The sequence below is a fragment of the Micromonospora sp. NPDC005161 genome (assembly GCF_053599855.1).
In genome coordinates, this window is sequence record NZ_JBSFYQ010000031.1 from 78,739 (window position 1) to 92,577 (window position 13,839).

General features: G+C 70.7%; 15 protein-coding genes and 1 other RNA gene. 12 read left to right on the forward strand and 4 right to left on the reverse strand.

What is annotated here, in order from left to right:
• Positions 1-27 precede the first annotated feature (27 nt).
• An RNA gene (gene rnpB, locus ACWD5O_RS25955) (RNase P RNA component class A) lies at positions 28-445 on the forward strand.
• A 165-nt stretch (positions 446-610) separates the two neighbouring features.
• Here rnpB and ACWD5O_RS25960 read toward each other — a convergent pair.
• Positions 611-1,000, reverse strand: a complete 390-nt coding sequence (locus ACWD5O_RS25960) for a MerR family transcriptional regulator (RefSeq protein ID WP_450086822.1) — start codon at positions 998-1,000, stop codon at positions 611-613.
• A gap of 116 nt (positions 1,001-1,116) precedes the next feature.
• On the opposite strand from ACWD5O_RS25960, the gene ACWD5O_RS25965 reads away from it, so the two are divergent.
• From ACWD5O_RS25965 to ACWD5O_RS25980, 4 genes are all read left to right on the forward strand, one after another.
• Positions 1,117-2,076 (forward strand): TIGR03619 family F420-dependent LLM class oxidoreductase, encoded by a 960-nt coding sequence (locus ACWD5O_RS25965; RefSeq protein WP_450086823.1) that lies wholly within the window; start codon positions 1,117-1,119, stop codon positions 2,074-2,076.
• A 233-nt stretch (positions 2,077-2,309) separates the two neighbouring features.
• Positions 2,310-3,536, forward strand: a complete 1,227-nt coding sequence (locus ACWD5O_RS25970; protein WP_450086834.1) for an epoxide hydrolase family protein — start codon at positions 2,310-2,312, stop codon at positions 3,534-3,536.
• Entirely contained in the window at positions 3,537-4,490 is a 954-nt protein-coding gene (locus tag ACWD5O_RS25975; RefSeq protein ID WP_450086824.1) for a redoxin domain-containing protein, read from the forward strand.
• A gap of 44 nt (positions 4,491-4,534) precedes the next feature.
• Entirely contained in the window at positions 4,535-5,143 is a 609-nt protein-coding gene (locus ACWD5O_RS25980; RefSeq protein WP_450086825.1) for a GNAT family N-acetyltransferase, read from the forward strand.
• Positions 5,144-5,149: 6 nt separating this feature from the next.
• Here ACWD5O_RS25980 and ACWD5O_RS25985 read toward each other — a convergent pair whose 3' ends face one another.
• Positions 5,150-5,761: a GrpB family protein gene (locus tag ACWD5O_RS25985; protein ID WP_450086826.1), complete on the reverse strand. Its 612-nt coding sequence runs from the start codon at positions 5,759-5,761 to the stop codon at positions 5,150-5,152.
• Positions 5,762-5,920: 159 nt separating this feature from the next.
• Between ACWD5O_RS25985 and ACWD5O_RS25990 the strand changes: the two genes are divergently transcribed.
• The 3 genes from ACWD5O_RS25990 to ACWD5O_RS26000 are packed head-to-tail and all read left to right on the forward strand — an operon-like array spanning position 5,921 to position 8,105.
• Positions 5,921-6,793, forward strand: coding sequence for a GyrI-like domain-containing protein (locus ACWD5O_RS25990; protein WP_450086827.1), 873 nt, complete (start codon positions 5,921-5,923; stop codon positions 6,791-6,793).
• A gap of 20 nt (positions 6,794-6,813) precedes the next feature.
• Complete coding sequence (locus tag ACWD5O_RS25995) at positions 6,814-7,146, forward strand: PadR family transcriptional regulator (protein WP_354968517.1); 333 nt, start codon at positions 6,814-6,816, stop codon at positions 7,144-7,146.
• Positions 7,140-8,105, forward strand: a complete 966-nt coding sequence (locus ACWD5O_RS26000) for a hypothetical protein (RefSeq protein ID WP_450086828.1) — start codon at positions 7,140-7,142, stop codon at positions 8,103-8,105. The genes ACWD5O_RS25995 and ACWD5O_RS26000 overlap by 7 nt, the downstream gene beginning before the upstream one ends.
• A gap of 10 nt (positions 8,106-8,115) precedes the next feature.
• Here the strand turns inward: ACWD5O_RS26000 and ACWD5O_RS26005 are convergent, their stop codons facing one another.
• Both ACWD5O_RS26005 and ACWD5O_RS26010 read right to left on the reverse strand, forming a co-directional pair.
• Positions 8,116-8,613: an NUDIX hydrolase gene (locus ACWD5O_RS26005; RefSeq protein WP_354968519.1), complete on the reverse strand. Its 498-nt coding sequence runs from the start codon at positions 8,611-8,613 to the stop codon at positions 8,116-8,118.
• A 58-nt stretch (positions 8,614-8,671) separates the two neighbouring features.
• Positions 8,672-9,946, reverse strand: coding sequence for a M48 family metalloprotease (locus ACWD5O_RS26010; protein WP_450086829.1), 1,275 nt, complete (start codon positions 9,944-9,946; stop codon positions 8,672-8,674).
• A 199-nt stretch (positions 9,947-10,145) separates the two neighbouring features.
• Between ACWD5O_RS26010 and ACWD5O_RS26015 the strand changes: the two genes are divergently transcribed.
• From ACWD5O_RS26015 to npdG, 4 genes are all read left to right on the forward strand, one after another.
• Positions 10,146-10,349 carry a hypothetical protein gene (locus tag ACWD5O_RS26015; RefSeq protein ID WP_354968521.1) on the forward strand — a complete coding sequence of 68 codons (204 nt, stop codon included), beginning with the start codon at positions 10,146-10,148 and terminating at the stop codon, positions 10,347-10,349.
• 82 nt (positions 10,350-10,431) lie between these two features.
• Positions 10,432-11,295 (forward strand): histone, encoded by an 864-nt coding sequence (locus ACWD5O_RS26020; protein WP_450086830.1) that lies wholly within the window; start codon positions 10,432-10,434, stop codon positions 11,293-11,295.
• 98 nt (positions 11,296-11,393) lie between these two features.
• Complete coding sequence (locus ACWD5O_RS26025) at positions 11,394-12,824, forward strand: RNB domain-containing ribonuclease (RefSeq protein WP_450086831.1); 1,431 nt, start codon at positions 11,394-11,396, stop codon at positions 12,822-12,824.
• An 81-nt stretch (positions 12,825-12,905) separates the two neighbouring features.
• Entirely contained in the window at positions 12,906-13,604 is a 699-nt protein-coding gene (npdG, locus tag ACWD5O_RS26030) for an NADPH-dependent F420 reductase (protein ID WP_450086832.1), read from the forward strand.
• The last annotated feature ends 235 nt before the right edge of the window (positions 13,605-13,839 follow it).

Sequence of the window (13,839 nt, forward strand, 5' to 3'; positions counted from 1 at the left end):
CCGTCGTTAGGATGAGAGCGCGACGGACGAGTCGACCGGGCGGCCGCGTCGGCGGGCTTCGGCCCGCCGCCGAGGAACGTCCGGACTCCACAGGGCAGGGTGGTTGTTAACGGCAACCCGGGGTGACCCGCGGGACAGTGCCACAGAAAACAGACCGCCGGCCCCATCGGGGCCGGTAAGGGTGAAACGGTGGGGTAAGAGCCCACCAGCACCCCGGGTGACCGGGGTGGCTCGGTAAACCCCACCCGGAGCAAGGCCAAGCAAGGGCCGTCAACGCAAGGTGACGACCCGGCGCAGACGCTTGAGGGCTGCCCGCCCGATGTCTGCGGGTAGGCCGCTGGAGCCTGCCGGCGACGGCAGGCCGAGATGGATGGCCGCCGCCGGCGCAGACCCCTTTTGGGGTACGCGCCGCGCACAGAATCCGGCGTACAGGTCGACTCGTCCGTCGCCCACCAGGCCGCAGCCCCCGGGCCACTCGATCGAGGCCCCCACCATCCGCACTGTCACGACAGGCGCGGTTGCTGCCGAGCCCCGTGGTGCGCCGGGTGGGTGTGCGGCTTCGCTGACAGCGGCGAGCAGCAACTGGATGCGGAGACGCCCGTCAGATCATTTACGTGGCAGTGCTTCGGCCGTTCGCTGACTTGACGCTGAGAACCGTGTCGAGGTAGTCGGCGATTGCGTCTCTGTTGCGGGTCAGGCACTCGATGCGTTCGGATAGCCGAGCTTGTTCGCGTTGCAGTGTGGCGATCATTTCGGGTGTCACGTTGGGGACGTAGATGGTCTGCGGCTTGTCCAGGCACGGCAGGAGCTGCTGAATGATTCGGGTCGGCAGTCCGGCATCGAGCAGTCCCTTGATCTGCTGCACGATGTACACGTGTGACTCTTGGTACTCACGGTAACCATTGAGGGCGCGGCTGGGTGTGAGCAGCTGCTGCTCCTCGTAGTAGCGCAGTAGTCGACGGGATGTGCCCGTACGCTCCGCGAGTTCTCCGATCTGCATGTGCTCAAGCTTACACTTGACACTCACATCAGTGTGAGGGTTCAGCCTTGGGTGGGTGGACCGAGAACAGTTTCTGCGGCGGCCACGACAATCACGACTACAGCGGAGGGCTTAGAATGAAACTCGGACTTCGGCTGCCCCAGAGATTGGGAGTCGACCTACAACACGACCTGGTCGAAGCAGCCAGAACGGCCGAAGCGAGCGGATACGCCAGTTTGTGGACGTATGAGCGGTTGCTGTTCCCCGAGACACCGGCCGAGCCATACTCCGCTCTGCCTGATGTGCCGTGGCCGTCAACCCAACGCCAGGCGGCCGACCCCCTGGCAGTTCTCACGGCAGCGGCGGTGGCGACCGAAAAGGTGCGCCTCGGTACCGCTGTGCTGATCGCTCCACTCCACACTCCCATCCAGCTGGCGAAGGCGCTGGCCACGATCGATCAGATCAGCGGCGGCCGCATGGTCGCTGGCCTCGGCGCCGGCTGGTCCACCGACGAGTTCCGGGCCACTGGCGCCACCGGAGCGGATCGCGGCCGCTTCCTCGACGAGACGCTGGACGTCTTCGATGCCGCGTGGGGGCCGGACCCGGTGACCGTCCGAGGTCCTCGCGTGGTCATCGACAACGCCTCGGTCCTGCCCAAGCCCGTTTCGAAGATCCCCGTGATGCTGGGCGGTGGTGGCAGCAAGATAGGCCGCAGCACCCGTTCCAAGGCCGTGGAACGCATTGCCAGACGCGCGGACGGCTGGCTGCCGTTCCTCAGCACACCTGGACCAGCGGGAGCCGCGGAACTGCGCGCAAGCTGGGCTCGTATCCGGGAAATGGCTTCCGGGTATGGCCGGGACGCGAGCCGGATGGAGATGGTCGTGGTGGGAAACGTGACCTTCACTGACCGTCCGGCAGGACCTGACCGATCCCCGTTCGTCGGCACTCTCGACCAGATCATGGACGATGTCGAAACGGCCGCAGAGGCTGGCGCAGACGAGCTCATTGTGGATCTGAATCTGCAGGACTGGTTCACCAGCACTCGGCAGATGCTTGAGACGGCGGTGGAGATCCGCGAACGGGCCACGGTCTCGTGACCGATGGCACCCCGGGTGCGGGCGCAACCCGCCTCGAACTGTCTGCGCCGAATGCGCCCGACGTGACCATATGCGTTCAGAGGCGAGTGCTTGTATGGCCGCGACCACGAGGTCTTCCGTTCTAGGCTCCGACATATGGCGTCCGCGTGCCTCCGTCGAACTGGCACACACTTCCGGTCAGCGCCTTTGTCGAACATGCCCTCCAACAAGCTCAAGCGGAGAGGAAGGCACGCATGGCTGTCAAGACCAAGACTCGTCCGGGCACCACGGAGATCCGGCCGTTCACGGTGGAAATTCCCCAGGCGGACCTCGACGACCTGAAAAGGCGGATCGCGGCCACCCGATGGCCGGAAAAGGAAACCGTCGACGACCAGTCGCAGGGCGTGCCACTCGCGATGATTCAGGCCGTGGCCCGCTATTGGGAGAACGAGTACGACTGGCGCAAGGTCGAGGCGCGGCTGAACGCCGTACCGCAGTTCATGACCACCGTCGACGGGGTGGACATCCACTTCATCCACGTCCGCTCCAAGCACGAGGACGCGCTGCCGCTCATCGTGACGCACGGGTGGCCGGGTTCGGTGATCGAGCAGATGAAAATCATCGAACCGCTCACCGACCCCACGGCGCACGGCGGGAGCGCGTCGGACGCCTTCCACCTGGTGATCCCGTCACTGCCCGGCCACGGCTTCTCGGGCAAGCCGACCGCGTCGGGCTGGAACCCGCAGAAGATCGCGACCGCCTGGACCGAGCTGATGAAGCGGCTCGGCTACGACCGGTTCGTCGCGCAGGGCGGCGACTGGGGCGCGGTCGTCGTGGACCAGATGGGCATCCAGGCGCCTCCGGAACTGCTCGGCATCCACACCAACATGCCCGGTGCGGTCCCGCCCGAGATCGACCTGCTGTTCCAGGGCGACACCACCGGCGCGAACAACGCCATGGGTTCGCTGCCATCCGGTCTGTCCGACGACGAAATGCGTGCTGCCGAGGAAGTCAACTTCGTCTGGAAGCACGTGGCCTATGCCCTCATGATGGCGACACGTCCGCAGACGCTGACCGGGCTGACGGATTCTCCGGTCGGCCTGGCGGCCTTCCTGCTCGACCATGACGCGAAAAGCCTGGATTTGATCTCGCGGGTCTTCGACGGGGCCAAAGAGGGGCTCACCCGCGACGACATCCTGGACAACATCTCGCTCTACTGGCTGACGAACACCGCGATCTCCGCGTCCCGTCTGTACACGGAGAACAAGCTGTCATTCTTCGCCGCCAAGGTCGTGAACGTCCCGGTCGCCGTGAGCGTCTTTCCCGACGAGCTCTACGAGGCACCGCAGAGCTGGGCTCAGCAGGCGTATCCCAACCTCATCTACTACAACAAGCTCGACAAGGGCGGGCACTTCGCGGCCTGGGAACAGCCGAAGATCTTCTCCGAAGAGCTGCGTACGGCCTTCCGGTCGCTTCGCTAGATGGCCGTGTTCGGGCGCCCACACCTGCCCCCGCTCGACGGGGCGGCCGAGTGGCTCAACTCCGAGCCACTCGGCCCCGCCGACCTGAGTGGACGCGTCGTCCTCGTGAACTTCTGGACGCTGACGTGCATCAACTGGCTGCGCCAGGAGCCGTACGTGCGCGCGTGGGCGCAGGCGTACCGCGACGACGGGCTGGTCATTCTCGGGGTGCACACGCCGGAGTTCTCGTTCGAGCACGACGTCGACCAGGTGCGACAGGCGATCACCGCGCGCGGGATCGGCTACCCGGTCGCGGTCGACAACGACTACGCGATCTGGAGAGCCTTCGGTAACCAGTACTGGCCGGCGCTCTACTTCGTCGACGCGCACGGGGTCATCCGCGACGAGCACTTCGGCGAGGGGCGCTACGAGGAGTCCGAGCGGGTGCTCCAGCAACTGCTCGGCATCGAGCGTGCGCCCGTCCCCGTCGAAGGCCTCGGCCCGGAGGCGGCGGCCGACTGGGACAACCTGCGTACGCCCGAGACGTACCTCGGTTTCAGCCGCGGCGAACACTTCGCGTCGCCGAACGGCGCCGCGCTCGACGAACGCCGCGCCTACCAGTTGCCGGAGAGCCTGCCCCTCAACCAATGGGCCCTGGCGGGCGAGTGGACGATCGGGTCGGAGAACGTCGTGCTCGACCGGGCCGGCGGCAGCATCGCCTTCCGGTTCCACGCACGCGACGCGCATCTCGTGCTGTCTCCCGGGGCGCGACAGCCGATCCCGTTCCGCGTGCTGCTCGACGGTGCAGCCCCCGGCGCGTCGCACGGCGTCGACATCGACGAAGACGGCAATGGCGTACTCCAGGACGGCCGGCTCTACCAGCTCGTACGCCAACACGGCACGGTCCGTGAGTCGACCCTGGAGATCACGTTCGGCGAGCCGGGCGCCGAGGCATACGCCTTCACCTTCGGATAGGCGCGGCCACTCCCGCCAGCACCGGCGGGATAGTGTCGACTGCTGTGACAGCGCCCGAGATCACCATCGCCACCTCAGCGGACCGCGACGCGGTGGTCGGTTCACTGGTCGCCGCGTTCGTCAAGGATCCGGTGCTGCGGTACCTGTTCCCGGACGAGGACACCTACCCGCGGCACGCCGCCGCCTTCTTCGGGCATCTCTTCGACAAGCGGGTGCACAGGTCGTCGATCTGGACGATCGGCGGGGGTGCCTCGGTCGCCATCTGGGAGCCGCCGGCTGAACTGTCGACCGCGCCGCCGGCCGAGCTGTCGACCCCCGGGCACGGATCGCCGGCCAGCGGGTTCGCCGCTCATTTCCCCGCCGACGTGCTGGCCCGCGTTCAGGGCTATGACAAGGCCGTGCATGCCGCCGTGCCGGCGTTCCCGTTCTGGTATCTCGGCGTCCTGGGCACGCACCCCGACAGCGCCGGACGCGGTTGGGGGCGCGCCGTCATGAGGGCCGGGCTGGATCGCGCCGCCGCCGACGGTCTGCCGGCGATCCTGGAGACCAGCAACCCGGCCAACGTCGAGCTGTATCGCCGCGCCGGCTGGGAGGTGGTGGACTCCCTCTCGGAGCCCGTCCCCACCTGGATCATGCGGCAGCCGACTCGCTGACCCCGACTACCGCTTCGGCTGTTCCTGACTGGCGAAGATGCGCGCGTAGATCTCGTCGATGATTGGGTTCTTCGCCAGGCTGTAGTCGCGAGGCCGGTGCGCGGTGTCCCGCGCGAGGCGCCGCTTGGTAGCGGCGTACAGCTCCCGGTCCTGCGGATGCGAGCGCAGCCAGTCGCGAAAGAGCCGATGCCGGACGGGTTCGGGTGCGGCCCGCGGCCAGACGTGCAGGTTGACGTCCTCGGCGGAGCTGAGGAGCATCCGGTGTCCGTGCCACCAGGGCTCCCGGAGGACGAGTCGGTATCCGAGCCGTTCCAGGGCGGGGAGATAGGTGGACTCCTCCGCTGTGTCCTCGATCGTGAGGTCGATGTCGATGACGGGCTTGGCCGCCAGTCCCGGCACCGCGGTGGACCCGACGTGCTCCACACCGATGATCAGATTTCCCAACGCCGTGGAGAGCGACGCGTGGACGGTGGCGAACCGCTGCGCCCAGGTCGGGTCGTACTCCTTGATGACGACGGACCCCCAGGTGCGGGGCGGCTCGCCCACCAAGCCGGCGTCCACCTGATGCTCGGGGGTGCCGTGGAAGCGCTGAACGACGTCCTGCGGATACTCGGCCACGTCAACCTCCTTGAGAAGCAAAGTCCGCCAGGCTACGACATCGGCGGTGCACGCCGAGGCGGCGACCGGGGGCAGACCCGACCGTTGCGGGCACCGGATGTCGGGTGCGGCATCTGCCCCGCGACCTAGCGTCAGTGCTCGAAAGGGAAGGAGGCCCGGGTGCTGGAGCGGCTCAACGAGGCCATGGCGTACATCGAGCGGCACCTCGACCAGCGGATCGAGGTGGCCGAGCTGGCGCGGATCGCACTCACGTCGGAGTACCACTTCCGGCGGTTGTTCTCCGCGCTGGCCGGCATCCCGCTGTCGGAGTACATCCGTCGTCGTCGGCTCACCGTCGCCGGCGCGGACGTCCTGGCGGGGGAGCGCACGCTGCTCGACGTCGCCGTGCACTACGGCTACGGCTCGGCCGAGGCGTTCGCCCGGGCGTTCCACGCCGTGCACGGCGTGGGTCCCGGAGAGGCTCGGCGTACGGGGGCAGCGCTGCGTGCCCAGCCCCGGATGTCCTTCCGTCTCACCGTCGAAGGGAGCGGCAGCATGGAGTACCGAATCGTCGGTAAGGACGCGTTCACACTGGTGGGGCGTAAGGCCCGAGTCCCGCTGGTGCACGAGGGGATGAACCCGGCGATCGTCGCGTTCATCCGGGGCATCGACAAGGAGACGACCGGGCGGATCGAGGCGCTCTCCGATCAGGAGCCGAGCGGGATCGTCAACGTCAGTGACAACCTCGCCGGCAGTCGGGCGGAGGGCACCGAGCTGGACTACTGGCACGGGGTGGTCACCGGAGCCGCACCGCCGGACGACCTGGACGCGCTGCCGGTTTCGGCCGGGACGTGGGCGGTGTTCACCACCTCCGGGGCGTTTCCGCAGGCGGTGCAGTACCTGTGGCGGGACGTGTTCACGCAGTGGTTTCCGTCCAACCCGTACCGCAGCCGACCTGGACCGGAGATCTCCCGGGTCCGGGTGTCCGCGGACGGCACCGAGGCGGACGCCGAGTTGTGGATTCCCGTCGAACGGGTACCCACCCCTATGTAGAGACCCGATACAGTGGTCGGATGCGGATCACCATTCCGGTCGCCAAGGTGCTCGCGGCGCTGCTCGCCGAGCCCGACGCGCAGCGCTACGGGCTGGACCTGATGCGATTGACCGGCCTGCCCAGCGGCACCCTCTACCCGGTGCTGCACCGGCTGAGAGGGGCCGGCTGGCTGGCCGCCGACTGGGAGGCGATCGACCCCGTCGCGGCCGGCCGGCCGGCCCGCCGCTACTACCGCCTGACGGCCGAAGGGGTGGCGCAGGCCCGGCGGGCGCTCGCCGACCTGCGCGCCGCGATCCCCGACGGCCGTCCCTCGTGGGGCGGCACCGAGCCCACCGGGGCGCCAGCGTGGTGACCCGCCGGGCCGCCGAATTGCTGCTGGAGATGGCCGCGCGCCGCTGGCCGGCCGACGTCCGCGACGACCTGCGCCGTGAGTGGGCCGCCGAGTTGCACGTCCTCGCCGAGAGCGGTCGCTGGACGAAGATGGTCGGTTTCGCGGTGAGCCTCGCCGTCAGCCGCGCCGGTGCCGCGCTCGTCGATCGCAGCCTGATGCGCGGTCGGGCCCGCCGTACGGTGGCCGCGTTGCTGCTGTCCCCGATCGCCTGCGTCGGGATCGTGGTCGGCGGCGCCTTCGCCGTGTACCCGATCGAGGTCGGGCTGACGGGAGTGGGCTGGTCGGAGCGGTCGCAGAAACCGATCTGGACGGCGCTCACCGTCGGGTTGGCGGTGCTGCTGGCGGCGTACGCCGCCCGATGGGCCCGGCACACCGCACTCGACGGCCCGCTGCGCATCGCGCTCGGCGTGGTGCTCCCCATCGGTGCGGTCGCGGTCCCGCTCCTGTACGTCATCTACCCGGACGACCTGGCCCGCGCCGTACCCGGTCTGTTGTTCTGGCTGGTCGGCATGACGCTGGCTCTCTGGGCCGCCGCGAGCCTCGCCGCCCGGAACCGGCTCCGCGGAGCCTGGTGGCTGGGCGTCCTCGGCGCGCTCGCAGCGGCCGACCTCGCGGTGATCCGCGTCGTTGTCGACATCATGCCGGCGGGCAGCGGTGCTGGCCCGCTCAGCGGTGCGCTGTCACCGGACAGCGTCGACTGGTTCTCCGCGCCGCTGTGGCTCTTCGCCGCCTGGACGGACTGGAACGTCGGCCCACCCGGGCCCATCTCAGTGGAGATCTTCCAGCTGATCACCTACCAGGTGCAGGTGGAACCCATGCTCTACCTGGCGTGCACGCCCTACGCGCTCGCGTACGCCATCCGGGCGGCCCGGTCGGCGCCCGCCGCCGTCGCGCCGACACCGACCCCGTCGTCGGTCTGATCCGCGCAGCTCAGTCGGGCACGTCGTCCCACGTCGTGCCCGGCTCCAGGTACCCGGCCGACTGGTTCTCGCGCAGCGCGTAGGCGATGACCAGCAGGGCGTGCTTGTCCAACTCGGGCAGCCGGTCCAACGGAAACCACCGCACGGCCAGCGACTCATCGTCGTTGACCCGGGCGGTGCCGGCCACCAGTCGGCAGAGGAAGCCCAGGTTGAGGTATTCGCACCGGTCCCCGTTGGGGTAGGTGTGCGGGTGCGAGACGGCGCTGGACAGCCGTACCGGCACCACGTCCAGGCCGGTCTCCTCCCGCACCTCGCGGACCAGCGCGGTGGCCGGCTGCTCGCCCGGCTCGACGAACCCGCTGATCACCGACCAGCGTCCGTCGTCGGCGCGCTGGCCGAGCAGCAGCTCACCGGCGTCGTTGCGGACCACCGCGCTGACGCTGGGCAGCCAGAGCAGGTCGTGGCCGACGTGCTTGCGCAGCCCCACGATGTAGTCCGGTGTTCCCATCCGGCGATCATAGGCACGACACCACCGGGCAGCGCCGTCCCGTCGCGCCAGGTCAGCGTCAGGCCGACCAGCTGACGGTACGGCGGAAGCGCTCGTACTCCCTGGCGAGTTCGGCGTCGATCCGTTCCATGCGGGCCTCGGTGAGGACCACCGCGGGGTCCTGCCACGGGCGGTCGGTGAGCATGCGGCGGCGCAGTCCGATCGGTGGGTGGGCGGCGAACAGCGACGCCTCGTCGCGGACCGACAGTTGGCGCAGCAGCGGCAGCCGATCGGCGCTCGCGGCGCGGGCCTCAGCCAACGCCGAACGCCACCGGTCCGGGCCGTGTCCCGCCTGGGTCTCCCGACGCACCGCCAGCGCCATCGACTCGCCGCCGAGCAGGGCGTCGAGCAGCTCGGTCGCGGCAGTCGAGCCGGCCACCCGGGCGGCGAGTTCGTCGGCGAGGTACTCGGCGCGTTGGCTGTCCCGAAGCGCCATGCTCACCAACAGCAGGTGGGCGACGAACAGCACCCGGGACACCACCCACTGGAACGCCCGGCCCAGCGCGTCACCCACCATCTCCACCAGCCCGGCGCCGACGCTCGTTCGTACCGGCCGGAAGAGGTCGGCGGCGGAGCGGAGCATGGTGAACGCGGGCTGCGTGAGCAGCCCCCGGCGCGGGTCACCGTTGACGAAGTGGCCGAGCTCGTGACCGAGCAACGCCACCCGCTCGCTGGCGGTGAGTGAACCCCACAACGGCAGTCCGAGGCAGAGCACCTTCCGGCGCCGCACGCCGACCGCTCCCGCGTACGCGTTGATGTCGCTGTCGACGCCGACCACGTCCGGCGCCGGTGCCCCGATCGCGGTGGCCACCTCGCCGATCAGCGCGAACAACTCCGGCGCCCGGTCGCGGGAGAGCACCTCCAGTTCCGGGTCGAGCCGGTCGAACCGGGGCCGCAGGGCGACCGCCAGACCGACCATCGCTACACCCGGCAGGATCGCCAGGTTCGGAAACGGGAACGCCACGATCAGCCATGCGCCGGTGACCGCCAGCGTGAGTACCGCCGCGACGAGCGCCAGCGACGCCACTGCGGTCAGCGTCCGGGCGCTGTTGGACCCGTTGGCGCCCAGCGGTCGCCCGGCCAGCTGGGTGAACTGCCGGCTGGTCGTCCGGAACGCCATCCGGTAGGTCCACCGGTCGACCCAGGTCCAGCCAAACTCGCGTTCGCGCCGCACCGGGTCGTACGTGTCCAGATTCCACTCGCAGCGTGGGCACCATGGCACCGCGTCGCGTACGGACTCGGTCTTGGCCCCACACCCCGGGCACGCCCCCGTGCCGGTCACCGTGTTGATCACGGGGACGATCCTGCCCCAGGCCCGTCGTATGCCGGAACCGGCCGTTCAGCCGACGGCCGGCGGTGGGCGCGAAGTATCCCGGCCTGGCCTTCTTTTGGTGTTCTGGCCCGACAGACGCAATGCATATCTACTGTGGAGAGGGTCGGCTACTTGTGCGATCCGGTGGCGGCCGGTCGGTTCGCGGTGCACAGTGATTCCCATGAGCGACAGCGGACGTGGTGGGCAGTTCTACTGGTGCACCCGGCACCACCGGGTCGAGACGGGCGCCGACGTGTGCCCGGCGAAGCATGTTCTCGGCCCGTACGACTCGGCGGCCGACGCGGAGAACGCCCTGCAACGGGTGCAGGAGCGGAACGAGGCGTGGGACGCCGAGGACGCCCGGTGGGCCGGGGAGGACAGGTAGACGGCGCGGGACGGCCCGCGCCGAGGTATTTCGTGCTCCGCGAGGACGCACGCGAGAGCACGTCCCCAAGGAGGGAACCACGATGGCCGAAGCACAGCAGGCCACCACCCGCCCGGCCGCCCGGCGTACCACCGCGAAGAAGACCGCCGCGGCAGAGCGGAACACGGCAGCGAGCCGAACCACCCCCGTGCGCAAGTCCACGACGGCTGCGGCGAAGGCGCCGGCCCGCAAGGCGGCCGGCGGGGCGGGACGTGCCCCGGCCAAGAAGACCACCACGGCGGCCAAGGCCCCGGCGAAGAAGGCCGCCACCAAGACCACCACCGCGGCCAAGAAGGCGCCGGCGAAGGCCTCGACCGCCACCCGCAAGACGACCACCGCCGCCAAGAAGGCCCCGGCGTCGGCGGCGAAGAAGACCACCGCCGCCGCGAAGAAGACCACGGCCAGCACGGCGCGGAAGACCGCCGGTACGGCGAAGAAGACGACCAGCGCCGCGAAGAAGACGACCGGCGCCGCGAAGAAGACCACCGGCGCCGCGAAGAAGACGACCGGCGCCGCGAAGAAGACCACCACGGCGGCGGCCAGGAAGACCACCGCCGCGGCGAAGGCGCCGGCGCGCAAGGTCGCGACCAAGGCGTCCACCACGAAGAAGACGGCCGCCAAGAAGGCCCCGGCGAAGAAGACGGCGGCGAAGAAGGCCGCGTCCACCGGCCCGAGCGGTGGTGCCCGCCAGGCCCCTGCGAAGAAGGCGCCGGCCGCGAAGTCGACCGCCACCTCGTCGACCACCACCCGCAAGGCGGCGGCGAAGAAGGCCCCGGCGAAGAAGACCGTGGCGGCCAAGGCTCCGGCCCGCAAGGTGACCGCCCGCAAGTCACCGGCACCTCCGGTCGCCGCCCGGACCACCGCCCCGCGTGGCACCCGGACCGCCGCCCGGAAGGCGACCGGCTGACCGTAGGCCGCCCCAACCGGGCGCTTCCCGACACGCCGCTCCGAGATCTCGGCCGGTCACCGGAAGCGGATCACCGGCGGCGCTGTCAGGATTGACCCGTGGTCATCCGACGCGTACTCGCGCCCCGCATCGACTTCGGCGCGCTGCGCCGCGAGCTCGGCCTGCCCGAGGGCTTTCCGACCGCCGCCCAGAAGGAGGCCGACGAGGCGGCCGCCGCACCGCCGCGGCCGCCTGTCGACCGCACCGACGTGCCGTTCGTGACGGTCGACCCCGCGACGTCGCGGGACCTGGACCAGGCGATGCACCTCGCCCGCCGGCCGGGCGGCGGCTACCGGGTGCGGTACGCGATCGCCGACGTCGCCGCGCACGTCCGCCCGGGCGGCGCGCTGGAGGCGGAGACCTGGCGGCGGGGGCAGACCGTCTACCTGCCCGACGGGCACGTGCCGCTGCACCCGCTGACGCTCAGCGAGGGCGCCGCCAGCCTGCTGCCCGACGACGACCGGGCCGCCGTCGTCTGGACCATCGACCTGGACGCCGACGGCGGCACGGTGGCTGTCGAGCTGGAACGCGCCCTGGTCCGCAGCCGCGCCAAGCTCGACTACGCCGGGGTGCAGGCCGCGGCCGATGCCGGTCGGCTGCCCGAGCCGATCGCGCTGCTGCCCGAGATCGGCGACCGGTTGACCGCCCGGGGCCTGCGTCGTGGCGCCATCAACCTGCCGCTGCCCGAGCAGGACGTGGAGCCCGACGGCGACGGCTGGCGGCTGGTGCTGCGCGGCCCGGTGCCCATGGAGGAGCACAACGCGCAGATCTCGCTGCTGACCGGGATGGCCGCCGCCGACATCATGCTGGCCGGCCGGATCGGCCTGCTGCGCACCATGCCAGCGCCGAAGCCGGAGGCGGTGCAGCGGTTGCGGGCCGCCGCCACGCCGCTGGGCGTCCACTGGCCGGACGACACCAGCCCGGGCGAGGTGATCGCCGGGCTGGACGCCGCCCAGCCACGAGCCGCCGCGTTCATCGACCAGGCGGCCGAGCTGATGCGCGGCGCGGCGTACACCGCGTTCGACGGGACGCTGCCCGAGCAGCCGGAGCACGGCGGTGTGGCCGCCGCGTACGCCCACGTCACGGCGCCGTTGCGGCGCCTGGCCGACCGGTACGCCACCGAGGTCTGCCTGGCCCTGCACGCGGGCCGGCCGGTGCCCGACTGGGCGCGCGCCGCGCTGCCCCGACTGCCCGAGATGATGGCCACGACCGACCGGACCGCCTCGGCGGCCAGCCGGGGTGCCGTCGAGCTGGCCGAGGCGGTGCTGCTGGCGCACCGGTTGGGTGAGACCTTCGACGCGGCGGTGCTCGACGTGGACGCCCCACCGAACGGCCGCTCCCGCTCCCGACCGCCCGGCGGAACGGTGGCCCTGGACGCCCCGCCGGTACGCGCCCGCTGCCTCGGTGAGTTGCCGCTCGGCGAACGGGTCCGGGTCCGGCTGGTCACCGCCGACCCGGAGGCCCGCTCGGTCCTGTTCGAGCTGGCCTGACCCGGCCGCGGCGGGCGGCAGCGGGGATTGTCACAGCGCCTGGCGCTGCTGCCGGACCGGGCGGTTTGCGAGGATGAGCCCATGGCATACGACGCGAGCACGCTGCCCGACGTGTCCGGACTGACGGTCGGCATCATCGGTGGCACCGGCGACCAGGGGCGGGGCCTCGCCTACCGGTTCGCCCAGGCCGGGCAGACGGTGCTGATCGGCTCCCGGTCCGTGGAGCGGGCCGCCGAATCCGCCGCCGAGATCGCCGCCCTGCCCCGGATGCCGGCCGACGCCAGCATCACGGGTGCCGCCAACGACGAGGTGGCCCGCCGCAGCGACGTGGTCATCATCGCCGTGCCGTGGGACGGGCACGCCGCGACCGTCGCCGCTCTCGCCGAGCCGCTCGCCGGCACGATCGTCGTCGACTGCGTCAACCCGCTCGGCTTCGACAAGCAGGGCCCGTACGCGCTGACCGTCCCCGAGGGCAGCGCCGTGCAGCAGGCCGCCGCGTTGCTGCCCGACTCCCGGGTCTGCGCGGCGTTCAACCACGTCAGCGCTCCGCTGCTGGCTGACCCCGAGGTCGACCGCATCGACCTTGACGTGCTGATCTGCACCGAGGACCGCGAGCTGGTCGACGTGGTCGGCGCGCTCGCCGCCCGGATCCCCGGGATGCGCGGCATCTACGCCGGCCGGCTGCGCAACGCCCACCAGATCGAGGCGTTCACCGCCAACCTGATCGCCATCAACAAGCGGTACAAGGCGCACGCCGGCATCCGCGTCACCGACCTCTGAGCGGCAACCACCGCCGAGCCCGTTTGCCGGGGCCGCGTACCGGCGAGTCTGTCCGACGGGGTTACCGGTCGGCGGCCCTGATTCGGCCGATGGCCCGTTTGGCTCGTCGGCCTGCGCGTGTCTTGTCGATGGTCAGCGGCGTCTTCACGTGCGCCGGTGGTATTGGTTGCGGGGGGGGGGGGGGCGCTGCGCGGCGGGCCGAACCAGTACCCGCCCGGGCCGGGGATCATATCGG

Excerpts from the sequence above, each read along its gene's own strand:
- ACWD5O_RS25960 (WP_450086822.1), bottom strand. The coding sequence starts at position 1,000 with ATGCAGATCGGAGAACTCGCGGAGCGTACGGGCACATCCCGTCGACTA.
- ACWD5O_RS25965 (WP_450086823.1), top strand. The coding sequence starts at position 1,117 with ATGAAACTCGGACTTCGGCTGCCCCAGAGATTGGGAGTCGACCTACAA.
- ACWD5O_RS25970 (WP_450086834.1), top strand. The coding sequence starts at position 2,310 with ATGGCTGTCAAGACCAAGACTCGTCCGGGCACCACGGAGATCCGGCCG.
- ACWD5O_RS25975 (WP_450086824.1), top strand. The coding sequence starts at position 3,537 with ATGGCCGTGTTCGGGCGCCCACACCTGCCCCCGCTCGACGGGGCGGCC.
- ACWD5O_RS25995 (WP_354968517.1), top strand. The coding sequence starts at position 6,814 with ATGCGGATCACCATTCCGGTCGCCAAGGTGCTCGCGGCGCTGCTCGCC.
- ACWD5O_RS26005 (WP_354968519.1), bottom strand. The coding sequence starts at position 8,613 with ATGGGAACACCGGACTACATCGTGGGGCTGCGCAAGCACGTCGGCCAC.
- ACWD5O_RS26015 (WP_354968521.1), top strand. The coding sequence starts at position 10,146 with ATGAGCGACAGCGGACGTGGTGGGCAGTTCTACTGGTGCACCCGGCAC.
- ACWD5O_RS26020 (WP_450086830.1), top strand. The coding sequence starts at position 10,432 with ATGGCCGAAGCACAGCAGGCCACCACCCGCCCGGCCGCCCGGCGTACC.
- npdG (WP_450086832.1), top strand. The coding sequence starts at position 12,906 with ATGGCATACGACGCGAGCACGCTGCCCGACGTGTCCGGACTGACGGTC.